Source organism: Halostella limicola (assembly GCF_003675875.1).
GTDB classification, from domain to species: domain Archaea; phylum Halobacteriota; class Halobacteria; order Halobacteriales; family Natronoarchaeaceae; genus Halostella; species Halostella limicola.
The window spans coordinates 299,434-321,215 of sequence record NZ_RCDI01000001.1; the positions used below are offsets into that span (position 1 = coordinate 299,434).

Consider the following 21,782-nt stretch of genomic DNA (forward strand, 5'->3'; position numbering starts at 1 on the left):
CACATAACTCTTGTGGCCCAGTGCGCGGCCGACGCCGCACCGCCGCGGTCCTTTACGCGTGCTCGTGCCATTCATTCCCATGGCACAGGAAACAGCTACCGACCGTCGCACAGACACTGACACCGCACGCGGCCTCGAAGCGTGGCAGGCCGGCGTCGTCGGAGGGATCGCGGGCGGGTTCGCCATGGGGATCATGCTGACGATGCAGATGACGCCGGTCATCGAGAACGCCATCCCGGCGCTGTGGGGACTCTCCGGCGGGCTCGCGGGCTGGGTCGTCCACATGTCGAACTCCGCAGTGCTGGGCGTCGTCTTCGCCGCCATCGCGAGCGCGGGGGCGCTCCGCGAGTACTCGGACTCCGTCGGCACCGGCACCGCCCTCGGAGTCGCGTACGGCGTCGTCCTCTGGGTCGTCCTCGCCGCGGTCGTGATGCCGATATGGCTCGACGCCGTCGGCTTCCCGATGGCGCCCGCCGTCCCGAACTTCAACCCGCTGAGCCTCGTCGGCCACGTCGTCTACGGGGGCGTCCTCGGCGCGACGTACGCGGCGCTCCGGTAACGCCTTCGGCCACCACGCTTTTTAGCTGTCAATAAACCGTACATAACGGTTCGGCGACGGTGTGTCCCGCACACATCAACGAGATATAGTTTTCCGCACGCCGATACAGTACGTGGTATGGCAACTTCCGAAGAGTCGGCCTACGCGAAACCCGAGCGGAACAACTCCTACGTGCTGTACGGCGCGGTCGCCGGCGTCGTCGCCGGACTCGTCTTCGGCCTCCTCATCCAGTTCCGACTGGAGCGCATGACCGCCATCGGCGCGATGTACACGCTCGGTGACCCCAGCCTCTCGGCGGGCTGGGTCGCGCACGTGTTCCACAGCGCGCTGTTCGGCGGGCTGTTCGGCCTCGTGCTCGACCGCGAGCCGCTCCGCGCCGTCTCGCGCCGCCCGTTCCGCAACGCCGGCCTCGGCGTCGGCTTCGGGGCGCTCCTCTGGGCGGTCAACATCGTCTTCCTCTGGCCCCTGTGGCTCAACGGCGTCGGCCTCGCGAACGCGCCCGCCGCACCGTTCCTCGGGGTTATGCCGCTGGTCGGACACGTCGTCTGGGGCGGTCTCACCGGCGCGGCGTTCGCCGCACTCGTCAGGTAGTCGGGACAGTCGATCGCGGGAGAATCGGGGCGGCCGCTACGCCTCGTCCAGCAGCCACGCGAGCAGCCCCTTCTGGGCGTGCATCCGGTTCTCCGCCTGCCGCCAGACGAGCGCCCGCTCGCTCTCCATCACGTCGTCGGTTATCTCCTCGCCGCGGTGGGCGGGCAGGCAGTGCATCACGGAGACGTCCGGGGCGGCGCGGTCGAGCAGTTCCTCGCAGACCTGGAACCCCTCGAAGTCGTCCATCCGCACGTCGCGTTCGTCCTCCTGGCCCATGCTGATCCAGACGTCCGTGTAGATGACGTCGGCGTCCTCGGCGGCGGCGACGGGGTCCTGTGTGATCGTCGGGTCGCCGCCGAGGTCGTTCGCGCGCTCGACGACGTCGTCGTCGATGCCGTACCCCTCTGGCGTGGCGACCGTGAGGTCGACGTCCGTCAGCGCACAGCCGAGTGCGAACGACTGAGCGACGTTGTTGCCGTCGCCGATCCACGCCGCCGAGACGCCGTCGAACCCGCCCATCGTCTCGCGGATCGTCAGCAGGTCGGCCAGCGTCTGGCAGGGGTGGGCGTCGTCGGTCAGGCCGTTGACGACCGGCACGTCGGCGGACTCCGCCAGCACCTCGGCGTTGGCGTGTTTGAACACCCGGGCCATCACCACGTCGACGTAGCGAGAGAGCGCCCGCGAGGTGTCCTTGAGCGGCTCGCCGCGGCCGAGCTGGATGTCGTTCTCGCCGAGGAAGACGGCGTGGCCTCCGAGCTGCGTCATCCCCGTCTCGAAGGAGACTCGGGTCCGCGTCGAGGGCTTCTGGAACAGCATGCCGAGCGTCCGGTCCCGCAGGTCGCGGTGGGGTTCGCCGGCCGCGAGCTGTTCCTTGTACTCCGCGCCCTGGTCGAGGACGGCTTCCAGTTCGTCCTCGGAGAGGTCGTCGACGTCGAGGTAGTGTCTCGTCATGCTTTGAGGTCCTCGGCGACGGCTTCGAGCACCGCGACGGAGCGGTCGAACTCGCCGAGATCGAGGTGTTCGTTCGGCGCGTGGTCCAGGTCGGAGTCGCCGGGGCCGTACGTCGCCATCGGGCAGTCCCAGGCTCTCGCGTAGAGGTTCATGTCGCTGGTCCCGGTCTTGCGGAGGAGCCGCGGGTCGCCGCCCTCGTCCCGGATAGCGACGCGGAACGCCCGCGCCACGTCGTTCCGGGGGCTCTCCATCACCGGCGGGATCGGCTCCTCCCAGGTGACCGTACCGGACTCCAGTTCGCCGTCGGCTATCTCCCGCACCGCTTCGGCGGTCATCTCCGGCGGGATGCGCAGCTGCACGTCCATCGTCGCCTCGACGGAGAGGCCGTCCGCCGTGAACCCGCCGTCGACGGAGACGGGCTTGGTCGTCACCTGCTCGAAGACGGGCTCCCACTCGTCAGGCTCGAACGCGTCCTCGACGCGGGACCACCAGCGGATGGCGTCCTGAATGGCGTTCGGCTCCGGGCGGGAGGTGTGGCCGGACTCGCTCGTCGCGACGTAGGTGCCCGCGAGGAAGCCGCGGTAGCCGAGCGTGATGCCGTCGAAGCCGCTGGGTTCGCCGTTCACGACGGCGTCGGGCGCGTCGCGGTCCTCGATGAGGTGGCGCGCGCCGCGGGAGTCGGTCTCCTCGCCGACGACGCCGACGAAGGAGATGCCCGTGCGCACCGCCGCGGCGGCCATCGCCGCGAGCGGCCCGGTCGCGTCGACGGAGCCGCGGCCCCACAGCACTTCGCCGGTTTCACCGGCTCCGTCTCGGTCCGTCTCTGACGGACCGCCGTCCTCGTCGATCTCCACCGGGATCTCGCCCGGCACGGTGTCGACGTGCGAGGTGAGCAGGACGGAGTCGTCGGCGGGGGCGCGGACGTTGCCCACCTCGTCGGTCCACGCCTCGCGGTCGTGGGCCTCGAAGAAGTCGACAAGGCGCTCGGCCGCCGCCGCCTCCTCGCCGGTGGGCGAGGGGATGGAGACGAGGTCCACGAGTAGCTCGCGCGCCTCGTCGGCCGAGACGGTCGCCGTCGCGCTCATCCGACGACGTCCTCCATCGCCTCGACGACGCGGTCGACGTGCTCCTCCCCGATCGTCAGCGGCGGGAGCAGGCGCACGACGGTCCGGCCCGCGGGCAGGGCGAGCACGCCGTGGTTCAGCGCGAGCTCCTTCAGCGCGCGGTTCGCGCCGCGGCCGACCTCGACGCCGACCATCAGCCCCTCGCCGCGGACCTCGCGCACCTCGTCGCCGAGCGCCGCCGCCAGTTCGGTCTGCAGGTAGTCGCCCATCGCCCCGGCGTGGGCCGGCAGATCGTCCTCGACGACGGTCGAGACGGTCGCTTCCGCAGCGGCCGAGACGACCGGACCGCCGGAGAACGTCGAGGCGTGGGAGCCGTAGTCCTCGGCGATCCAGTCGCGACACAGCGTCGCGCCCATCGGCAGGCCGTTGGCGAGGCCCTTCGCCGACGTGAGGATATCGGGGACCACGTCCGCCTGCTCGCAGTTCCACAGCGTCCCCGTCCGGCCGAGGCCGGTCTGGACCTCGTCGAAGATCAGCGCCGCGCCGGCCTCGTCGGTGATCTCGCGGGCCGCCTGCAGGTACTCGGCGGAGGCGGGATTGATGCCGCCCTCGCCCTGAACCGGTTCGACGATGACGCCGGCCGTCTCGTCGTCGACCGCCTCGGCGAGCGCCTCCTCGTCGTCGTACGGGACGAACTCGACGCCGTCGATCAGCGGCTCGTACGGCTCCTTGTACTTGTTCTTCCACGTGGTCGCGAGCGACCCCATCGTGCGGCCGTGGAAGCCCTGCATCGTCGCGACGATCTTGGCGTTCCCCGTGGCCGAGCGGGCGAACTTCAGCGCGGCCTCGTTGGCCTCGGTGCCGGAGTTGCAGAGCCACACCTTGCCGATCGGGTCGGGAGCCGTCTCGGCGAGGCGCTCGTACAGCGCCGTGCGCGCCGAGTTCGGGTACGACGCCTGCACGTAGGTGAGCTTCTCGAACTGCTCGGTGACGGCCTCGTGAACGGCCGGGTGGCCGTGCCCAAGCGGGACGCAGGCGTACGACGCTCCCACGTCGAGGAACTCGTTCCCGCCCTCGTCGTAGACGTACGCGCCCTCGCCGCGCTCGATCCGGACCGGCTTCTCGGAGAAGATGAACCCCGTCACAGGAGGTCCTCCTCGGCGACGTCCGCCCCGTCAGGACCCTCCGCGCCGACCGCGCCGGGCGTGATCGTCGTCCCCTGTCCGTCGAGCGCGCCGACGATGGGGTCGTTGAGGTTCGCGTCCGCGACGGTGACGGAGGCCGCGCCGCCCTCCAGCGCCTCGGTCGCCGCCATCACCTTCTTCGTCATGAACCCCTCCGCGGCGTCCTCGACGCGCTCGAACTCCGCGGGCGTCGTCGCCTCGTCGATGACGGTCGACTCGTCGTCGGGGTCCTCGTAGATCCCGGCGACGTCGGTGAGAACGACGAGGTCCGCTTCCAGCGCGCCGGCGACGGCCGCGGCGGCGCGGTCGGCGTCGGCGTTGACCGGCGTGCCCTCGCCGGACAGCATCGGCACCGTGACGACCGGCGTGTAGCCGCCCGCGAGCAGCGTCTCCAGCAGGTCGGCGTTCACGTCCTCGATCGTGCCGGAGTGGTCGCCCCGTCTGATCTTCTTCTTGCCGTCCTCGACGACCCGCACCGCGGACTTCCGCGGCCCGGTGAGCAGTTTCCCGTCGACGCCCGAGAGGCCGACCGCGTCGACGCCCTCGTTCTGGAGCGCGGCGGTGAGGTCGGTGTTCAGCTTCCCGGGCATCACCATCTCGAACACCTCCATGGTTCGCTCGTCGGTGAACCGCCCGACGACGCCGCCGGGCGTCTCGACGTACTCCGGTTCCTCGCCCAGTTCCTCCAGCGTCTCGTCCACCGCGGTCGACCCGCCGTGGACGACGACGACGTCCTCGCCGTTGGCCGTGAGGTGGGCGACGTCCGCCAGTGCGCCTTCCGGTTCGACGGCGCGCGCGCCACCGATCTTGACTACTACTGTCATGGTACGAAAACCTCCGTAGTTGGTGCTGCGTTCATAAAATCAGGGTGCGCCGACGGGGTGGAGTCCCTGAAACTCCAGACCCGCCGTCTCCTCGAAGCCGAGCGCGACGTTGGCCGCGTGGACCGCCTGTCCGGCGGAGCCTTTCATCATGTTGTCGATGGCCGAGAACGCGACGACGCGCTTGTTCGAGGGGTCCAGTTCGAAGCCGACCTCGCCGTAGTTCGTCCCCGCGACCGCCTTCGGCTCGGGGTAGCGGTAGACGCCGCTCCCGCCGGCGGCCAGCCGCATGAACGGCTCCTCCTCGTACGACTCGCGGTACGCGCCCCAGAGGTCGCCCTTCGAGACGGGGCCGTCCGGGAACACGTGGCAGGTCGCGGACGCGCCGCGGATCATGTCCACGGCGTGGCACGTGAACGACACCGACGTTCCGAGGAACTGCTCTATCTCGGCCTCGTGGCGGTGCCCCTTCGGCGCGTACGGGCGGACGACGCCCGAGCGCTCCGGGTGCGACGAGGCCTCGCCGCCGCCCGCGCCGCCCTCCGAGGAGCCGACCTTCACGTCGACGACGATCTGTTCGTCCCCCGAGAGCACGCCGTGCTCGAACAGGGGGTGGAGCCCGAGGATCGTCGCGGTGGCGTTGCAGCCGCCGGAGGCGATCAGGTCCGCCCCTTCGAGGTTCTCGCGGTTGATCTCCGGGAGGGCGTACGCCGCCTCGTCGAGCAGTTCGGGCCGGCTGTGGCCGTCGTACCACTCGTCGTACTGCTCCTCGGTGTCGAGCCGGAAGTCCGCCGAGAGGTCCACGACGGTGTCCGCCACCTCCCGGAACGAGTCGATCCGCTCCATCGAGACGCCGTGCGGCGTCGCCGTGAACAGCACGTCCACGCTCTCCAGGTCCGCCGGATCGGAGAAGCGCAGGTCGGTGCCCCGGAGGTTCGGGTGGACGGAGCCGACGCTCTTGCCGTCGTAGCTCCGGCTGGTCGCCTGCTGCGCGTCGAGGCGCGGATGCGCGTCGATCAGCCGCAGGAGCTCGCCGCCGGTGAAGCCGCTGCCGCCGACGACCGACGCCGAGAGCGACTCGCCCGCCATCAGGCCGTCACCTCCTGGCCCTGTTCGCGCTCGACTCTCGCCTCCAGCCAGTCGACGACCGCGCCGGGCACGTCGACGTCCGTCGTGTCGTTCAGCGCCTTGAACTCGACGGTGTGGTTGACCTCGTGGACGGTGTAGGAGTCGCCCGTCTCCATGAGGTCGACGCCGAGCAGGCCGCCGCCGACCGCGTCGCTCGCGCGCTCGACGAGGTCTCTGGCCTCGTCGTCGAGCTCGAACTCGGCGGTTTCCGCGCCCTTCGCCGCGTTCGTGAGCCAGTGGTCCGACGAGCGGACCATGGCGGCGACGGGCTCGCCGTCGGTCGCCAGCACCCGGATGTCGCGGCCGGGCTTCTCGACGAACTCCTGGACGTAGAACACCTTGTGCTCGTAGTGGCCGAGCGTCGCCTTGTGTTCGAGGATGGCCTCGGCGGCCGACCGGCCGTCGATCTTCGCCATCAGGCGGCCCCAGGAGCCGATCACGGGCTTGAGGACACAGGGGTAGCCGAACTCCTCGATCGTCTCCATCGCGGCGTCCTTGGTGAACGCCACGTCGGTGTTCGGCGTGGGGATGCCCGCGCCCTTCAGCGCGAGACTGTTTTTCACCTTGTCCGCGCACACCTCCGCGGTGTCGGGACTGTTGACGACGGGTACGCCGTAGGCCTCCGCGAACCGCGTGACGTAGAGGCTCCGGCTGGTCGCCAGACAGCGGTCCAGCACCACGTCGAGGCCCTCGAACTTCTCGGGGGCGTCCTCGATGTTGAACTGCTGTTTCCGGACGTCGATCTTCGTGACCTCGTGGCCCCGGTCGCGCAGCTCCGAGAGGAGCAGCTTCTCGTCCTTGCGGATCCGGGAGTACAGCATTCCGACGTTCATGTGCGTGTCTCCGATGTCGCTGCGGTCGTCGCGCCCTTTCGGACGCGCGTGGAAGTCGTCTCGTCCGTCACCTTACTCCCCCCAGTCCTCCTCCAGCTCGGGGGCCTTCTGGAGGACCGGCGGGTTGGTGTCGGTCACTTCGAGCTCTGCGCCGCAGGTGGTGCAGTCCACGATCTCTCCCACTTCGAGGTCGTCGTGCAGGTCCACGTCGGCCCCGCACTCAACGCATTCTGCCATTGTACCCTCTACTCGACGCCAGCACACCTTAAAACCTTCGAACTTACCAGATAAATTAAGTAATTGCACCCGCCTCTAATCGCGTCAGAAAGGCGAACGAACCGAGATTCGCGTTCCGAGTATCACTTTCGGAATATGTTATCTGTCCCCTCGCGGGGACGGCGGTAGCGGGAGGAGTGGCGGTCGCATCGGTCGGTCACGCATACTCGCTCACCTCCGTACGGAGGGCGTCCTCGGCGTCGGCGAGCGCGGACCGCTTCGACTCGACGGCGTCCGCGTCGGCGGACAGCGTCGCCTCGGCGGCGTCGAGCGCGTCGGCCACCGCGGCCGCCGCGGGGCCGCCGGTCGAGTCGCGACTGGCGACGCTCTCGGCGGGGTCGAGTGCGGCCTCCACGTCCTCGCGGTCGACGTACTCGGCGAGGGGGTCGCCGAGCACCTCGCGGGCCGCGGCGTCGAGCGCGTCGTAATCGGCCCCCGATTCGGCCGCCACCGCTACCATCTCGTGGGCGGTACGGAACGGGAGGCCGTGCATCGCCAGCAGGTCGGCGACGCCGGTCGCCGTCGAGAACCCCTCGCCCGCGGCGTCCGCGAGCGCGGCCTCGTCCCAGTCGGCGGTGGCGACCGCGCCGGCCGCCACGTCGACCGCCTCGACGACGGCGTCGACCGTCTCCCAGGCGTGCGGCGTCGCGCGCTGCAGGTCGCGGTTGTACGCGCGGGGTAGCCCCTTCAGCGTGGTCAGCAGGCCGTTCACCCCGCTCGCGGCGTCGCCCGCGGTCGCGCGGACGAGCTCCAGCGTGTCGGGGTTTTTCTTCTGGGGCATGATCGAGGAGGTCGACGAGTAGTCGTCGCTCAGGTCGACGTACCCCTTGTTCGCGAAGACGATCAGGTCCTCGGCGAGCCCCGACAGCGTCGTGGCGAGGTTCGCCAGCGCCGCCGTCGCCTCCAGCAGGAAGTCGCGGGCGGAACTCGCGTCCATCGAGTTCTCCACGACGGCGTCGAACCCGAGTAGCTCGGCGGTGCGCTCGCGGTCGACGTCGAAGGGCGTCCCCGCGAACGCCGCCGCGCCGAGCGGCGACCGGTTGATCCGGTCGTAGGCGTCGAGCAGGCGCTCGGTGTCGCGCGCGACGGCCGACTCGTAGGAGCAGAGCCAGTGCGCGACGGTGGTCGGCTGGGCGGGCTGGAGGTGCGTGAAGCCGGGCATCACCGCCCCGGTGGTGGCTTCGGCCGCCGACAGCAGGGCCTCGCGGAACCCCAGCGTCGCCTCCGCGGCGTCCAGCACGTCCTCGCGCAGGCGGTAGCGGATGCAGGTCGCCACCTCGTCGTTGCGCGAGCGGGCGGTGTGCATCTTCCCGCCCGCCTCGCCGACGCGGTCGATGACCGCCGTCTCGATGGCGGCGTGGACGTCCTCGCCCTCGGGGAGCGCGCCGTGGCCGACGTCCTCGACCTCGTCCAGCGCGGCGAGTATCTCGTCCGCCGTCCCGCCGTCGACGATCCCCTGCTCGGCGAGCATCACGACGTGCGCGCGGTCGACCGCGAGGTCGGCCGCGAAGATGCGCCGGTCGGCGTCGAGCGAGGAGAGGAACTCCCGGGCGGGGCCGCCGCTGAAGCGGTCCCGGCGGACGACGTCGCCTGAGTTCCCCTCGGACATCCTCACTCCTCCGTCCCGTCGCTCGCTCCGCTCCCGTCCGTGGCGAGCGTCTGCTTGTCCTTCGCGTCGATGACCTTGTTCGCCAGGCGGCCCTGGAAGCCGTGGTACTTCGCGACGCCGGTGGCGTCCTTCTGGGTGATGCCCTGGCCCTCGACGGTCTCGGTGTTGAACGAGGCGGCGTCCTCGGAGTAGGCCGCGTACTCGCTCTCGCGGCCGACCGGGCGGGCGCTCCCGCCTTCGAGTTTGATCGTCACGGTGCCGGTGACGCGGGACTGGGTCTCGTCGATGAACCCCTCGAGCGCGCCGACCAGCGGCGCGTCGATCAGGCCCTGGTACGCCTTGTTCGACCACTGCTGGTCGACCTGTGCCTTGAAGTCGCGCTCCTCCTGCGTGAGCACGAGGCCTTCGAGCGCCTCGTGGGCGTTGAGCAGGACGGTCGCGGCGGGGTGCTCGTAGTTCTCGCGCACCTTCAGGCCGAGCATGCGGTCTTCCATCATGTCCGTGCGACCGACGCCGTACGCGCCCGCGAGGTCGTTGAGGTACTCGATGAGTTCGACGGGGCCGTATTCCTCTCCGTCGACGGCGACGGGCTCGCCGTCCGCGAACTCGATCTCGACGAGTTCGGCCTCGCCGGCCTCGCCGGGCGCGTCCGTCCACTCGTAGATGTCCTCCGGTGGGACGTAGCCCGGGTCCTCCAGCTTCGCGCCCTCGACCGAGCGACTCCAGAGGTTCGTGTCGATCGACCAGTCGCCCTCGTTGCCGCTCTCGACGGGGAGGCCGCGCTCCTCCGCGTACTCTATCTCCCACTCGCGGGTGAGCTCCAGTTCGCGGACGGGCGCGATGACGTCGAGGTCGGAGTCGCGCCACACCGCCTCGAAGCGGAGCTGGTCGTTGCCCTTGCCGGTGCAGCCGTGAGCCACGGCGTCGCAGTCGTGTTCCTTCGCGGTCTCGAGGATGGCGTTCGCGATGACCGGGCGCGCCAGCGCGGTGCCCAGCGGGTAGCCCTGATAGGTCGCGTTGGCCTTCAGCGAGTCGAGACAGAGCGTGGCGAACTCCTCTCGCGCGTCGACCACGTACTGGTCGACGTCGAGCGCTTCGGCGGTCTCCTCAGCTTCTTCGAACTCCTCGTCGGGCTGGCCGACGTCGACGGTGACGCCGATGACCTCGTCGTACCCGTACTCCTCTTCGAGCAGTCCGACGCATACTGTGGTGTCGAGTCCGCCCGAGAAGGCGAGTGCCACGCGTTCCATTTGTACCCGGAGAGAGCCCCTTCAGGGGCTTAAATCCTTCCTTTTAGTTTATAAAAGAAATACGCAGAGATGTCTATAGGCGGCCTAAAGCGTTCTCAGGGGTTCGTTGCGAATCGGGTCGAAGTAGTGGAGTAGAGGTGGGCCTAGAAGAGGCCCGGTCGTCGCGGTCGCGGTCGCGGAGAAGGGGCGCCGGACCCGCCGCTCGCGGCCGTCGCGAGCGCGGCGCGGCGAGACCGTGCCATCGGTAAGTCCACGTAGCGGTACTGGGCTATTAAACCCTTCCGGCGGGGCAAAAGTTACGCCGCGCGCCTCGCGGCCGTCGGATCGGCGTTACGGCTCGTCGTCCGCGGTCTCGCTGTCGTCGGACGCCGTCTCGTTGTCGGCGGTCGTGGTTCCGTTTTCGCCGGTCGTCGTCTCGTCTGCCGTCGTCTCGTTCCCGACGCCTTCGCCCGGACCGCGGTCGCCGGGCCCGACGTCTCGTCCCGCAGGCGAACCGGGATTCTCACCGGCGATAGAGCGAGCGATCTCGGCGACCTCGGGACCGGAGAGGTTCTCGGCGCGATCGCGCAGCGACCGGACCGCGTCGGCGTCGACGCCGTTGGCTTCGAGGACGTCGGCGGGGATCCCCTCGGCGGCGTTCTCGCTCGCGTTCGCCATGCGCTGCACGGTGTGGATCTCCGCGGCGACCTTCGCCAGTTCGGCGCGGTAGCGGCCCTCGGAGATCGACCCGTTGTCGCGGGCCTGCTCCAGCTCGGCCCGGCGCTGTTCGAGCTCGGTCAGGCGCTCCTCGGTGTCGTTGATTTCCCCGGCCACAATCGAGGCCCGCGCCTCGTCGCTCGCGGCGGCGGCGACGCGGACGCCGAAGGTCCGCTCCTCCATCTCGCCGTCGATCTCGGCGCCCTGCACGCCGACGACGCCGGCGAGGCGTTCGCCCGGTGCGACCGATTCGTTCCCGTCGTTCGCGTCGTCGTCGTCCTGCGGTACGCTCCCGTCCGCTCCCGCGAACGCGGCGGCGGGCGCCGCCACCAGCGCGGCGGCGAGGACGGCGAGCGCGAGGAGGGTGCGTCGTTCCATCTACCCGGTCGTACGCGACCGCTCTCCATATAACTGACACTCCCTCGCTCCGGATCAACCCCGATTAAGGCGGATTCAAGACGGTTCATCCCGGTGCAGTCGCCCGATTGCCGGTGCGAGGGAGCTATTCGGCGACTGCCGGACCCGTTACTCCTCGCCTTCGTCGGGGAGCGACAGCACGTTCTCCCGACCGAGGCGGAAGCTCTCTACTTTCCCCTCGTCCCGGAGGTCGCTCACGACCTGACTGGTCTTGGCCTCGGTCCAGTCGAGCGCCTGAACGACCTCCTGTTGTTTCATCCGCCCGCCCTGCTGGTCGAGCAGCCGGAGGACGCGCTCCTCGTTGGAGAGCAGTTCCGGCGGCGGTCCGTCGTCGGTCGCGTCGCCGTCGCCTTCGCCTGCCGCGTCGGCGTCGCCACCGCCGCCGGTCGCCCCGGTCGTCTCGTCGCCTCTCGCGTCTCGGTGCCGCGCCCAGTACGCCAGGGCGGCGACGCCGACCGCGCCGACGAGCGCGAGCGCACCGAGCATCCACGCGTCGGGGGAGTCGCCGTCGGCGCCGTCTCCCCCGTTCGACGGGCCGAGCAGGATCCGGGGGTCGTCGGTCCCGAAGTCCGTCTGCGACCCCCGCCAGGTGACCGACCGGTCGCCGCTGTCGTCGGCGTCCGGCGACACGACGGACGCCTCGTACCCCGCCGGCCACTCGACGGTCATGCGCGTCTCGTCGCTCAGGAAGAACCCGCGGATGGCGTCGCCGATCCGGATCTCGCTGCCGTCGACTGCGGCGAAGCGCTCCCAGGTGAACGAGTACGTGACGACACCGTACTCCTGCGGGATCGACCGCGTCTCCGCCCGAACGCTCACGTCGCGGACCGACATCTCTCGACCGGTCTCGTTCTCCGCGGCGGCGGCGGTGCGCTCGATGCGCTCCCGGAACCGCGACGTGTAGTTCTCCGGGTTCTCCTCGACGTCGCGCTGCAGGTCCTCGAAGGCCTGCGTCGAGTTGTCGTCGTCGAGTCTGGTCCAGTACTGCATCTCCCAGCGCGCCGTCCCGTTCTCGTCGACGGACACGAGGATGCGGATCTCGTCGGTCTCGACGCTCTGGTGAAGGGCGTTCGGATCCGGATCCTCGCCCGCGGCCGGCGTCGCACCGGCGGTCGCGAGGGCGGTTCCGACGCCGGCCGTTACCAGCGCGGTCGCGACCAAGAGCGCAAGCAGGGACCTCGTCGTGCCGTGCATCGTTTCCCGCTGTCGACGGCACGGGGAAATATCTTGTCGTCCCGATAGCCACAGAGTATTTATCTATCTGGACCGAACGGTCGCGCATGCTCGATTCCCGCGGTGACGTCGAGGTCGAGACGCTACTGAAGGTGGTGCTCGGTCTCCTCGCCCTCCTGCTCGTCCTGGAAATCGTCGAGTTCCTCGTCGGCGGTCTCCTCGCCGTTCTCGGCCCCCTCCGGCCCGTGATCACGCTGCTCGCGGTGATCCTGGTCGTCCTCTGGCTCCTCGACCGTCTCTGATCGGCACCCATTTGACAGGCGACCTCCTAGACCGCCCGTGTTCAGCATCAACGCCCCGGTCCCCGGACGAGTCTCCCGGCTCGCCTCCGAGATGCATCCGGAGCTGGTCGATTTCGACCACCTCCGGGAGCGTCACTCGATCCTGGTGAAACGCCTCGGTACCCCCGAGTACGCGGGCCACGTCCAGCACGAGGCGCGGCGCGCGCTCGCGAACGCCCCCGCCGTCGAGGTCGAAGTCACCGGCATCGACTACTTCACCGACCCGCCGTCGGGCTCCTCCCCGGTCGTCTACCTGTCCGTTGAGAGCCCCGGCCTCCGCCGGCTCCACCGACGGCTCGTCGAGCAGTTCGGCGCGGTCGAGAACCTCGAAGGCGACGACTACACGCCCCACGTCACGCTCGCCCGCGACGGCGACGAGGAAGCGGCCCGCCGCCTCGCCGAACGCGACGTCGAGCGGGTCTCCTGGACGGTGTCGAAGCTCCAGTTCTGGGACGCGACGTACGACGAGTCCGTGAGCACGGTCTCGCTCCCCGCCTAGGACCCCGGTACCGGGACGCGGTCCCCTACGGCGCCGGCGGCCCGTCCTCGTAGGCGTCCTGCCCCTGGTAGAAGTTCAGCATCGCGAACTTCAGCTTCTCCGGCGCGACGTCTATCATCTCCTCGCGCTCCTCCTTCGGGAACGAGGAGTGGACGCTGTACTTGCCCATCTCGCCCTCGGCGGCGGCGGTGTAGCGCTTGTCGAGCAGGACGCGCACGCCGAAGTCGTCGGGCGAGCGGATCACCCGGCCGATCGCCTGCCGCGTCTTGCGGATCGTCGGGATCTCGACGGCGTACTCCCAGCCGGCGTCGTCGCTGCGCTCCGCGTACGCCGCGCCGTAGGCGTCCTGTACGGCCTTCGCCCGGTCGTCGAGGTGCGGGTACGGGACGCCGACGACCGCGACGGTGCGGGCGTCGTCGCCGTCGAAGCTCACGCCCTCGGCCAGCGTGCCCCACAGCGAGGTGAGGAGGACGGCGTCCTCGCTGTCGGCGAACCGCTCGCGCAGTTCCTCGGCGGACTCGCCCGGCCGGTCGCGCAGCACCGTCGCCTCCACGTCGAGCAGTTCCTCGTAGCGCTCGGCCTCGGCGTAGCTCGGGAAGAAGGCGAGCGTGTTCCCCGGCGTGAACCGGACGGCGTCCGAGAGCGTCTCGGCCACGACGTCCTGCGTCTCGGGGTCGTCGCGCTCGCTGGCGAACAGCGCCGGCGTCCCGGCGGCGAACGTCCGGCGGTTCTCCTCGGGGAACTGGAGGCCGTAGGCCATGTTCACCGGGCTCTCCAGGCCGAGGACGTCCTCGCTCACGTCGAACGGGCGCAGCGTGGCGCTCATCAGGACGCTCGCGTACACCTCATCAAACAGCTGGCCGGTCACCTCCCGCGGGATGCAGGTGTACAGCTCCGCGCGCCCGTACACCTCCTCGGTCCCCGCGTCGCGGCGGACGGAGAGGACGGGGTACTGGCCGAGCTCGGCGCCTTCGTCGATCCACGAGGAGACGAACGACGCCGCCTGGAGGGTCTGGCACTCGGTCCGCGTGGTCGTCTCGCCGCGTTTGTACGCCTCCTCGTACTCCTCGTCGAGTTCGAGGCCGAGGTTCGCGGCGGCCTCCAGATCCGAGTCGATGCCCGGCCCGGAGTACTGCTGGAGGAACGCCCGCGTCAGGTCGTCGCGGCCCTCGTCGTTGGCGACGGAAACGTCCTCCCAGTCCTCGCCGACCCGCTCCCGGTCGCCGAAGCCGAAGGAGTCCTCGTACGTCTCGACGAGGGCGTCCCGGAACGCCCGGATCACGTTCTCCGCGCCGGGCGCTCGCGCGTCGTCGCTGTCGTCGAGTTCGTCGAGCGCCTGGTCCAGCGTGTTCTCCGTGAGCGTGCGCGTCGCGTGGTCGCGCGCGGCCCCCTCGATGTTGTGGGCCTCGTCGAAGACGGTGATCACGTCCTCGGGGTCGCGGTCCAGCCACCGGAAGAACTGCTCGCGGATGGCTGGGTCGAGCAGGTGGTGGTAGTTGCAGACGACGAGGTCGACGCCCTCGATGCCGTCCTTGAGGAGTTCGTAGCCGCAGAGCGTCCGCTCGTGAGCGTACTCGTAGATCTCCGTGGGGGTGCGAACGTCCTCGAACAGCCAGCCGTAGAACTCGTCGGAGTCCCGCGTCAGGTTGTTGTAGTAGTGCTCGCAGGTGTTCTGCTCTTCGAGGTCCTCGACCTCCGCCTCGACGGCGTCGAGTTCGTCCATCACCGCGGAGCGGGCCTCGGTGGCGCGCTCGTTGCCCTCTTGGCTCTCTTCTAAGAGCTCCTCCTGTCGGCGCTCCAGCTGTCGCACGTCGCGCTCGGCGTCGACGAGCTCGTAGGTGTTGTCCCGGAGCACCTGGCATTCCTCGAAGCCCACGTCGATGTGACACATCGACGACTTCCCCTTGAACACGACGGCCTGGATCGGCTCCTGCCGGGTTATCTGGCGCGCCTCCGTGACGAACTGGCGCATCTGCTGGTGGACGTTGGTCGTGATGACGACCGTCTTGTCCTCCTCGCGGGCGTACTCAAGCGCCGGGACGAGCGCCGACAGCGTCTTCCCGGTGCCGCAGGCCCCCTCGAAGAGCACGTCCTGCTCGCGCGAGAGCGCGTTGTAGATGCGGTCCATCGCCTCCCGCTGGTTGTCGTAGGGGGCGTCGTAGGGGAAGAACCGCATGTACCCGTTGGTCTCTGCCACGCGGTGTCCTTTCGCGCCACCGGACAAAAAGTCTCGGCCGCCGCGGTGAAAGTGATCCCGTACCCAGCGAGTGGACCGAACGACTCCGGACGCCGGGTCTCGGCCGCCTGCATCCGAACGCGCGGGACGGGGTCCCGCCTCAGCTGACACGGGTGACGGAGTAGCCCGCGTCGCGGATCGCTTCCACGATGCGGTCCGTCTGGTCCGTGCCGCTCGTCTCGATACGGAACTGCAGGTACGCGTTGCCGACGTCGAGTTCCTCGACGGACCGCTCGTGGTTCACCTCGTAGATGTTCGCGCCGCAGTCCGCGATGATCTCCGAGACGCGGTTCATCTCGCCGGGGCGGTCGACGATGTGGACGCGCAGTCGAACGACCTGCCCGCGATGGGTGAGCCCGTGCGTGAGCACCGTCCGGAGGTCGGTCATGCTCAGGTTGCCGCCGGACAGGACCGGGACGACCACCTCGTCGCGGACGTCGAGCCGATCGCTTCGCATCGCCGCCACCGTCGTCGCGCCCGCGCCCTCTACCATCTGTTTGGTTCGCTCCAGCATGAACAGGACGCTCTCGGCGATCTCGGTGTCGGAGACCGTGATCACCTCGTCTACGTGCTCCGCGATCATCTCGTAGGTGAGGTCCGAGATGCCCCCGGTCGCGATCCCGTCGGCGATGGTCTGCACCGAGTCGATCGTCCGCGGTTCGCCCTTGTCCAGACTCTGGGGGACGGTCGCCGCCGCCTCGGCCTGCACGCCGACGACTCGCGTCTCGGGCGACGTCTCGTCGACGGCCGCGGCGACGCCCGCGATGAGCCCCCCGCCGCCGATCGGGACGATCACGGTGTCCACGTCCGGGACCTGCGAGACGATTTCGAGCCCGAGCGTCCCCTGCCCCGCGACGATCGCCGGGTCGTCGTAGGCGTGGACGAAGACGCTGTCGTCGTCGACGATCGACTTCGCGTGCGCCATCGCCTCGCGGAAGTCGTGCCCGTGCAACACGACGTCAGCCCCGTAGTCCGACGTCGCGTCGATCTTCGTCTGCGGCGTGTTCTTCGGCATGACGATCGTCGATTCGAGGCCGGTCTTCGTGGCGGCGAGCGCGACCCCTTGCGCGTGGTTCCCCGCGCTCGCCGCGACCGCCCGTGTCGCTTCGCTCCGCGCGGACGTCGCCTGCTTCAGTTTGTTGTACGCTCCCCGGGTCTTGAACGACCCCGTCCGCTGGAGGTGCTCCATCTTGAGCCGGACCGTCGCCCCCGTCTCCGCTTCGAGCGACCTGCTCGTTTCGATCGGCGTCTCCCGGACGACCGACTCGTCGTCGAGCCTGTCGCGGGCTTCTCTTATCTCAGATACGGAAACGCTCATTGTCTGAACGGGTCGACGGAACGCACCGGCGAAAAATTTGCCACTAGTCGTGGTTGGATAACACGTGCTACATCGCCGTCGCGTCCGCTAACCGCTCTGACGGCGAGGGCGTGACAGCGACCAGTAACGCCCGTAACGAGCCCGGAGAACGGGGCGGGAACCGTTACGCCGACGACTCGACCTCCGGCTCGACGTACACCTTCTTCACGCCGGGGTTGTGCGCGATGAGGTCGTCCTCCAGTTTCGTGATCCGGTCGTCTATCTCGTTGGTCTCCAGCGAGGGGTCGAACGCGACGTCCGCGGTGACGAGGATCTGGTCCGTGCCGAAGTAGACCGTCCGGAAGCCGACGATGTCCGTGACGCCCTCGGCGTTCTCGACGATCTCCCGGAGCTCGCGCTCCTCGTCTTTCGGGACGCTCTCGCCGAGGATGAGCCGCTTGTTCTCCCACGCCAGCGCGAGGGCGAAGCCCATCAGCATGATCCCGATGATCACGGCGCTCGCGGCGTCGTAGATGTAGTTCCCGGTCGTCCGGGTCAGGTAGATGCCCAGCAGCGCGATGGCGGCCCCCGAGAGGGCGATGAAGTCCTCGGTCAGCGCCGTCAGCGTCGTCACGTCGCTCGTCTTCCGGAACGCCTCGCGGTAGCCGCTCCACCCGTGCTGGTCCATCTGTTTCGTGATCGCGTCGTTCGCTTTCTTGAACGCGTACGCCTCGAAGAGTATCGCGCCGATCAGCACGGCGTAGTTGACGTAGACGGGATCGAAGGTGACACCGAGCAACTGGACGGGCTCGCTGGCGCGGTGGACGCCGTGCTGGAGCGCGTCGTAGCCGTGCTTGACGCTCTCCCACCCGGCGATACCGAACAGGAAGACGCTGACGAGGAAGCTGTAGAAGAACTGCGCCTTCCCGTAGCCGAACGGGTGCGACCGCGTCGCTTCCTGACCGCTGAACCGGATACCGATCAGCAGGAACACCTGGTTGCCCGTGTCGGAGATAGAGTGATACGTCTCCGACAGCATCGACGGGCTCCCGGTCAGCAGGTACCCCACGAACTTCAGCACCGCGATGGCGCCGTTGGCGATGAGCGCGGCGATGACGACCGACTTGCTACTTGCCATCACTCCCAACGGCGACCGCCGCTATGAAAGAAGTAGGGGGTTCCGACGCCCTCAGGACTCCTCGGAGCGCCAGACGCCGTCCTCGCGGTGGACGCCCGGGACGCTCAGCAGGCGCGGTCGCACGCAGTCCCACCAGACGTCGGGGTCGTCGTACCCCGCGGAGTGCGGAGGGTACACCGCCGCGCGGATCTCCGCGGCCGTCGCCGGCCCCTCCTCGCGGAGGAACTCGACGACGGCGCGGACGGCGTCGCGGCGCCAGTCGCGCATCATCCGGCTCGCGCCGGGCACCGCCATCTCGGCGAGCGCGCGGTCGACGTCGTCGTCGGCCTCCGCGAGGCCCTCGGACGCGCGCTCCCGGAGCGTCTCGGCCGGCAGGTACCACAGCGACAGGGTCTCGTCGTCCCCCTCGGCGGCGTCGGCACCTTCGACCGGGACCTCCGTCCGTCGGAGGTCGCCCCGCTCCTCGAGGGCGGCGAGTTCCTCGGCGACGGCGTCGGCGGGGGCGTCGACCGCGTCGGCCACCTCCGCGGCGGTCCGCGGCGCCGCGTCGACGAAGGCGGCGAGGACGGTCTCCGGGTCGTCGCCGCGCTCCGCGCTCCCGTCGCCCCGGAGTTCGGCGTCGTCCCCCCACTCCTCGCTCATGGGCACCAGTAGGGAAGGGTCCCCTATTGAACTTGTGACGAAAGAGTGGTACGCCGGGGCGGGCAAACACCGCCGTGATCGTCGTCTGCTCGGACACCCACAGCGGCACCGGCCACGAACTGACCGACCACATGGCGGACGCCGTCGCGGCGGCCGACCTCGTGCTCCACGCGGGCGACTTCACGTCCGAGGCCGCGCTCGACGCGTTCCGCGCGGAGAGCGACCGCCTCTTCGCCGTCCACGGCAACGCGGACGGCTCCGCGGTCCGCGAGCGCCTGCCGCCGGCCCGCACGGTGACCGCCGGCAACCTGACGGTCGCGCTGACCCACCGCCGGGACGGCGGCGCGACGGGGCTGGCGATGTTCGGCCGCTCCCGCGGCGCGGATCTCGTCGTCTCCGGGCACACGCACCGTCCCTCGGTGACCCGCGCCGGCGACGTGACGCTCCTGAACCCGGGGAGCTACGCCGATCCGCGGGGCAACAGGCCGGGCTACGCGGAGCTAGAGCCGCGCGACGGCGGCGCTCGCGGGCGACTGCTCGAACCGGACGGAACGGTCGTCGAGCGGTTCGAGGTCGATGCGGTCGGGGACGCGGGATCCGGAGAATAGCGTTCGACGCGGCGATCCGGTCGCCGGCGGGCTGTCGGCCGGCGAAGCCGGTTGCGTGGTCGGGAGGGCCGATGCGGACAGCGTGGGGCCGTCGCGGCGGTCGAGGCCGCTTCGGACGGCGGAGTGCCGCGGCGCGGAGGGCCGACCGCCGCGGCGCGGAGGGCTGTGCGGAGGGCAGGGTGCCACGGAGACCGCAACAGCGACTACCGGCGGAACAATCAAGAAGTCAGCGTAAGCTCAAACGGCTATTTCACCTTTCGACGTAGTAGAAGAACACCCACGCCGTCACGGCGATCGTGCCGGCGACGAACAGGACCAGCCCGGGCGATATCGCCCCGCTCAGGTCCAGCACGGAGGTCGCCGTGTCGTTGGCCGCCTCCGCGGCGTCGCCGACCACCGTGGTCGTGCCGTCGGCGGCGTCCGCGGTCTCGGTGGCCGTCTCTCGCGTCGTCTCGACCGCGGTCTCGGCGACGGTGTCCTCCTCGGCGTACTCGGTCGCCTCGGCGGTCCTCGTCGCCTCCGTGGTCTCCTCGTTCATGATGCCGACGTCGCCGCTCTCGGTGGTGGTCGTGGTCGCCGTCTCCGTCGCCTCGCCGCCGTTGGTCTGGTTGGGGCCGCCGGGGTCGGCGTCGTCCCCGGTGAGGTACTCGCCGCCGTCGGCGTCGCCGCCGACCGCGCCGCCCTCGCGGTTCCCGCCGCTGCCGCCGCTGCTCGGCGGGGTGACCGCCATCTCGCCGGCCAGCCGGTGGAGCGCGACGCTCGCCGCGCCGACGATGCCGACGCCGCCGAGCAGGCGGGAGAGCGCCGACTTCAGCGTCGACGTCTCCTCCTCCTGTCCGGCGAACAGGACGAGCGGCTGGTCGGCGGGGGCGTACACCTTCATCTCGCGCCCCTTCTCGGAGTAGATCGTGTCGACGACTTCGACGACCTCGGCGTCCTCGAGGTTGCCGAGGTGGTACTGGGTGTTCTGGAGCGACGTGTCGACCGCGTCGGCCAGTTCGGAGGGGGTAGCGGGGTCGTCGTGCAGGACCGCGAGCAGTTCCCGGGCGGTCGCCGACGAGAGCGCGGCGAGGACGTCGTCCGCGTCCTCGCTGTCGACGCCGACGACCCGGGGGTCCGCGTCCTCGGGCGCGGACGCGTCCGACGTGGAGGGCAGGAGGTCGGCCATGTGTCGGTGATGCGAGTCAGGCGGCATGAACTTTCTCCCTCGCCACCGGAAATTACGCGGCCGTTTCGCCGTCGAAACCTATTTCCTCGCCCCGCGACTACCCGGCGACATGGCCTCCGTCGACCCCTTCATCGTGCTCATCGTCGGCGCGTTGCTCGCGCTGATCCTCTTTTTCTACCTGATGCTCCGTCGCACCCTGCTCGGGTTCAAGGAGGGGATGGACGACGGGCGACGGTAGCGTCGAAAGCGCGACGCTCCGCGGTCCGACTCACGCGAGCGCCGTCCGGACGCGCTCGACGGCCGTCTCCACGTCGTCGCGGTCGACGTCCCAGTGCGTGCAAAAGCGTGCGACCGTCTCGCCGAACTCGACGCCGAGCACGCCCTCGGTCTCGCAGACGGCAAGGAACTCCTCCGCGCTCAGTCCGGCCCCGTCGGTCTCGACGAGGACGATGTTCGTCTCCGGCGGGCGGGCCGCGAGGCCGTCGATATCGTCCAACCCCTCCGCAAGCGCGCGGGCGTTGTCGTGGTCCTCGGCGAGGCGGTCGACGTTGTCGAGCGCTTCGAGGCCCGGCCCCGCGATGACCCCGGCCTGACGCATCCCGCCGCCGAACAGCTTCCGGTTGCGGCGAGCGCGCTCGACGAACTCCTCGCTCCCCGCGAGCATCGACCCGACCGGCGCGCCGAGCCCCTTCGAGAGGCAGAACATGACCGAGTCGACGCTCTCGGTGATGCGCGCCGCCGGCACGTCGAGCGCCGTCGCCGCGTTGAACACGCGCGCGCCGTCGAGGTGGACGGGGACGCCGCGGTCGTGTGCGGCTGCGGCCGCCGCGTCGATCTTCTCGGGGTCGATCGCGACGCCGCCCTTGCTGTTGTGCGTGTTCTCCAGACAGAGCAGGCCGGTGCCGGGTCGGTGCAGGTCCTCCGCGACGTAGCCCTCGCGGACCTGCTCGGGCGTCGGCACCCCGCGCTCGCCGCCGTCCAGCGTGCGGACCTGCAGCTCGGACAGCTGGGCCATGCCGCCCAGTTCCCACTTGTACACGTGGCTCTCGCGCTCGACCAGCGCCTCCTGTCCGCGCTCGGTGTGCGTGCGGATCGCGACCTGGTTGCCCATCGTCCCCGTCGGGACGTACAGCGCGGCCTCCATGCCCACCGCCTCGGCGGCGCGGCGTTCGAGCTCGTTCACCGTCGGGTCCTCGCCGTAGACGTCGTCGCCCACCTCGGCGTTCGCGGCGGCGTCGCGCATCGCCGCGTCGGGTCTCGTCACCGTGTCGCTCCGGAGATCGATCATACGTCGCCGTTCG

The 21,782-nt window shown here is 69.8% G+C and carries 23 protein-coding genes; 6 read left to right on the forward strand and 17 right to left on the reverse strand.

Features of this window, described 5'->3' with window-relative positions; translation table 11 throughout:
* The first annotated feature begins 79 nt into the window (after window positions 1-79).
* Both D8670_RS02670 and D8670_RS02675 read left to right on the forward strand, forming a co-directional pair.
* Window positions 80-559, forward strand: a complete 480-nt coding sequence (locus D8670_RS02670; protein WP_121816561.1) for a histidine kinase — start codon at window positions 80-82, stop codon at window positions 557-559.
* 117 nt (window positions 560-676) lie between these two features.
* Window positions 677-1,150 carry a hypothetical protein gene (locus D8670_RS02675; RefSeq protein ID WP_121816562.1) on the forward strand — a complete coding sequence of 158 codons (474 nt, stop codon included), beginning with the start codon at window positions 677-679 and terminating at the stop codon, window positions 1,148-1,150.
* Between the two features lie 36 nt (window positions 1,151-1,186).
* On the opposite strand, the gene argF is transcribed toward D8670_RS02675, so the two are convergent.
* From argF to D8670_RS02730, 11 genes are all read right to left on the reverse strand, one after another.
* Complete coding sequence (argF, locus tag D8670_RS02680) at window positions 1,187-2,101, reverse strand: ornithine carbamoyltransferase (protein ID WP_121816563.1); 915 nt, start codon at window positions 2,099-2,101, stop codon at window positions 1,187-1,189.
* Complete coding sequence (locus D8670_RS02685) at window positions 2,098-3,186, reverse strand: [LysW]-lysine hydrolase (protein ID WP_121816564.1); 1,089 nt, start codon at window positions 3,184-3,186, stop codon at window positions 2,098-2,100. Before D8670_RS02685 ends, argF begins: the two co-directional genes overlap by 4 nt.
* Complete coding sequence (locus D8670_RS02690; RefSeq protein WP_121816565.1) at window positions 3,183-4,310, reverse strand: aspartate aminotransferase family protein; 1,128 nt, start codon at window positions 4,308-4,310, stop codon at window positions 3,183-3,185. Before D8670_RS02690 ends, D8670_RS02685 begins: the two co-directional genes overlap by 4 nt.
* Window positions 4,307-5,173, reverse strand: coding sequence for an acetylglutamate/acetylaminoadipate kinase (locus D8670_RS02695; protein ID WP_121816566.1), 867 nt, complete (start codon window positions 5,171-5,173; stop codon window positions 4,307-4,309). The genes D8670_RS02690 and D8670_RS02695 overlap by 4 nt, the downstream gene beginning before the upstream one ends.
* A gap of 39 nt (window positions 5,174-5,212) precedes the next feature.
* Window positions 5,213-6,259: an N-acetyl-gamma-glutamyl-phosphate reductase gene (argC, locus tag D8670_RS02700; RefSeq protein ID WP_121816567.1), complete on the reverse strand. Its 1,047-nt coding sequence runs from the start codon at window positions 6,257-6,259 to the stop codon at window positions 5,213-5,215.
* Window positions 6,259-7,131 carry a lysine biosynthesis protein LysX gene (gene lysX, locus D8670_RS02705; RefSeq protein ID WP_121816568.1) on the reverse strand — a complete coding sequence of 291 codons (873 nt, stop codon included), beginning with the start codon at window positions 7,129-7,131 and terminating at the stop codon, window positions 6,259-6,261. The genes argC and lysX overlap by 1 nt, the downstream gene beginning before the upstream one ends.
* 72 nt (window positions 7,132-7,203) lie before the next feature.
* On the reverse strand, window positions 7,204-7,368 hold the full coding sequence (gene lysW, locus D8670_RS02710) for a lysine biosynthesis protein LysW (protein ID WP_121816569.1): 165 nt from the start codon (window positions 7,366-7,368) through the stop codon (window positions 7,204-7,206).
* A 196-nt stretch (window positions 7,369-7,564) separates the two neighbouring features.
* Window positions 7,565-9,016: an argininosuccinate lyase gene (argH, locus tag D8670_RS02715; protein ID WP_121816570.1), complete on the reverse strand. Its 1,452-nt coding sequence runs from the start codon at window positions 9,014-9,016 to the stop codon at window positions 7,565-7,567.
* Window positions 9,017-9,018: 2 nt separating this feature from the next.
* Entirely contained in the window at window positions 9,019-10,266 is a 1,248-nt protein-coding gene (locus D8670_RS02720) for an argininosuccinate synthase (RefSeq protein WP_121816571.1), read from the reverse strand.
* A gap of 330 nt (window positions 10,267-10,596) precedes the next feature.
* The gene (locus tag D8670_RS02725; RefSeq protein WP_121816572.1) at window positions 10,597-11,340 is read right to left on the reverse strand and encodes a DUF7096 domain-containing protein; all 744 of its coding nucleotides are present in this window, start codon (window positions 11,338-11,340) and stop codon (window positions 10,597-10,599) included.
* A gap of 147 nt (window positions 11,341-11,487) precedes the next feature.
* Window positions 11,488-12,573: a helix-turn-helix transcriptional regulator gene (locus D8670_RS02730; RefSeq protein WP_205254024.1), complete on the reverse strand. Its 1,086-nt coding sequence runs from the start codon at window positions 12,571-12,573 to the stop codon at window positions 11,488-11,490.
* Between the two features lie 86 nt (window positions 12,574-12,659).
* Here D8670_RS02730 and D8670_RS02735 point away from each other — a divergent pair, with 86 nt between their 5' ends.
* Window positions 12,660-12,854: a DUF7554 family protein gene (locus D8670_RS02735; protein ID WP_121816573.1), complete on the forward strand. Its 195-nt coding sequence runs from the start codon at window positions 12,660-12,662 to the stop codon at window positions 12,852-12,854.
* Between the two features lie 37 nt (window positions 12,855-12,891).
* Window positions 12,892-13,392, forward strand: coding sequence for a 2'-5' RNA ligase family protein (locus D8670_RS02740; RefSeq protein WP_121816574.1), 501 nt, complete (start codon window positions 12,892-12,894; stop codon window positions 13,390-13,392).
* 25 nt (window positions 13,393-13,417) lie between these two features.
* On the opposite strand, the gene D8670_RS02745 is transcribed toward D8670_RS02740, so the two are convergent.
* The 4 genes from D8670_RS02745 to D8670_RS20580 all read right to left on the reverse strand — a co-directional run bounded on the left by D8670_RS02745 (window position 13,418) and on the right by D8670_RS20580 (window position 18,705).
* A complete protein-coding gene (locus D8670_RS02745) occupies window positions 13,418-15,589 on the reverse strand; it encodes an ATP-dependent DNA helicase (RefSeq protein ID WP_121816575.1) in 2,172 nt (723 codons plus the stop codon).
* Between the two features lie 139 nt (window positions 15,590-15,728).
* On the reverse strand, window positions 15,729-16,946 hold the full coding sequence (gene ilvA, locus D8670_RS02750) for a threonine ammonia-lyase (RefSeq protein ID WP_121816576.1): 1,218 nt from the start codon (window positions 16,944-16,946) through the stop codon (window positions 15,729-15,731).
* Between the two features lie 163 nt (window positions 16,947-17,109).
* Window positions 17,110-18,063, reverse strand: coding sequence for a cation diffusion facilitator family transporter (locus tag D8670_RS02755; RefSeq protein WP_121816577.1), 954 nt, complete (start codon window positions 18,061-18,063; stop codon window positions 17,110-17,112).
* A 51-nt stretch (window positions 18,064-18,114) separates the two neighbouring features.
* On the reverse strand, window positions 18,115-18,705 hold the full coding sequence (locus D8670_RS20580; RefSeq protein WP_162994133.1) for a hypothetical protein: 591 nt from the start codon (window positions 18,703-18,705) through the stop codon (window positions 18,115-18,117).
* Between the two features lie 74 nt (window positions 18,706-18,779).
* Between D8670_RS20580 and D8670_RS02765 the strand changes: the two genes are divergently transcribed.
* Window positions 18,780-19,313: a metallophosphoesterase gene (locus D8670_RS02765; RefSeq protein WP_121816578.1), complete on the forward strand. Its 534-nt coding sequence runs from the start codon at window positions 18,780-18,782 to the stop codon at window positions 19,311-19,313.
* Window positions 19,314-19,563: 250 nt separating this feature from the next.
* On the opposite strand, the gene D8670_RS02770 is transcribed toward D8670_RS02765, so the two are convergent.
* Window positions 19,564-20,481, reverse strand: coding sequence for an ArsR/SmtB family transcription factor (locus D8670_RS02770; RefSeq protein ID WP_121816579.1), 918 nt, complete (start codon window positions 20,479-20,481; stop codon window positions 19,564-19,566).
* Between the two features lie 109 nt (window positions 20,482-20,590).
* Here D8670_RS02770 and D8670_RS21615 point away from each other — a divergent pair, with 109 nt between their 5' ends.
* Entirely contained in the window at window positions 20,591-20,719 is a 129-nt protein-coding gene (locus tag D8670_RS21615) for a DUF7859 family protein (RefSeq protein ID WP_255458918.1), read from the forward strand.
* Between the two features lie 30 nt (window positions 20,720-20,749).
* Here D8670_RS21615 and D8670_RS02775 read toward each other — a convergent pair whose 3' ends face one another.
* Window positions 20,750-21,769 (reverse strand): threonine aldolase family protein, encoded by a 1,020-nt coding sequence (locus tag D8670_RS02775; RefSeq protein ID WP_121816580.1) that lies wholly within the window; start codon window positions 21,767-21,769, stop codon window positions 20,750-20,752.
* Window positions 21,770-21,782: the final 13 nt, after the last annotated feature.

What these genes read in the sequence shown, in the direction of transcription:
- D8670_RS02670 (WP_121816561.1), top strand. Translation starts at nt 80, where the DNA reads ATGGCACAGGAAACAGCTACCGACCGTCGCACAGACACTGACACCGCA.
- D8670_RS02675 (WP_121816562.1), top strand. Translation starts at nt 677, where the DNA reads ATGGCAACTTCCGAAGAGTCGGCCTACGCGAAACCCGAGCGGAACAAC.
- argF (WP_121816563.1), bottom strand. Translation starts at nt 2,101, where the DNA reads ATGACGAGACACTACCTCGACGTCGACGACCTCTCCGAGGACGAACTG.
- D8670_RS02685 (WP_121816564.1), bottom strand. Translation starts at nt 3,186, where the DNA reads ATGAGCGCGACGGCGACCGTCTCGGCCGACGAGGCGCGCGAGCTACTC.
- D8670_RS02695 (WP_121816566.1), bottom strand. Translation starts at nt 5,173, where the DNA reads ATGACAGTAGTAGTCAAGATCGGTGGCGCGCGCGCCGTCGAACCGGAA.
- argC (WP_121816567.1), bottom strand. Translation starts at nt 6,259, where the DNA reads ATGGCGGGCGAGTCGCTCTCGGCGTCGGTCGTCGGCGGCAGCGGCTTC.
- lysX (WP_121816568.1), bottom strand. Translation starts at nt 7,131, where the DNA reads ATGAACGTCGGAATGCTGTACTCCCGGATCCGCAAGGACGAGAAGCTG.
- lysW (WP_121816569.1), bottom strand. Translation starts at nt 7,368, where the DNA reads ATGGCAGAATGCGTTGAGTGCGGGGCCGACGTGGACCTGCACGACGAC.
- argH (WP_121816570.1), bottom strand. Translation starts at nt 9,016, where the DNA reads ATGTCCGAGGGGAACTCAGGCGACGTCGTCCGCCGGGACCGCTTCAGC.
- D8670_RS02720 (WP_121816571.1), bottom strand. Translation starts at nt 10,266, where the DNA reads ATGGAACGCGTGGCACTCGCCTTCTCGGGCGGACTCGACACCACAGTA.
- D8670_RS02725 (WP_121816572.1), bottom strand. Translation starts at nt 11,340, where the DNA reads ATGGAACGACGCACCCTCCTCGCGCTCGCCGTCCTCGCCGCCGCGCTG.
- D8670_RS02730 (WP_205254024.1), bottom strand. Translation starts at nt 12,573, where the DNA reads ATGCACGGCACGACGAGGTCCCTGCTTGCGCTCTTGGTCGCGACCGCG.
- D8670_RS02735 (WP_121816573.1), top strand. Translation starts at nt 12,660, where the DNA reads ATGCTCGATTCCCGCGGTGACGTCGAGGTCGAGACGCTACTGAAGGTG.
- ilvA (WP_121816576.1), bottom strand. Translation starts at nt 16,946, where the DNA reads ATGAGCGTTTCCGTATCTGAGATAAGAGAAGCCCGCGACAGGCTCGAC.
- D8670_RS02755 (WP_121816577.1), bottom strand. Translation starts at nt 18,063, where the DNA reads ATGGCAAGTAGCAAGTCGGTCGTCATCGCCGCGCTCATCGCCAACGGC.
- D8670_RS20580 (WP_162994133.1), bottom strand. Translation starts at nt 18,705, where the DNA reads ATGAGCGAGGAGTGGGGGGACGACGCCGAACTCCGGGGCGACGGGAGC.
- D8670_RS02770 (WP_121816579.1), bottom strand. Translation starts at nt 20,481, where the DNA reads ATGGCCGACCTCCTGCCCTCCACGTCGGACGCGTCCGCGCCCGAGGAC.
- D8670_RS21615 (WP_255458918.1), top strand. Translation starts at nt 20,591, where the DNA reads ATGGCCTCCGTCGACCCCTTCATCGTGCTCATCGTCGGCGCGTTGCTC.
- D8670_RS02775 (WP_121816580.1), bottom strand. Translation starts at nt 21,769, where the DNA reads ATGATCGATCTCCGGAGCGACACGGTGACGAGACCCGACGCGGCGATG.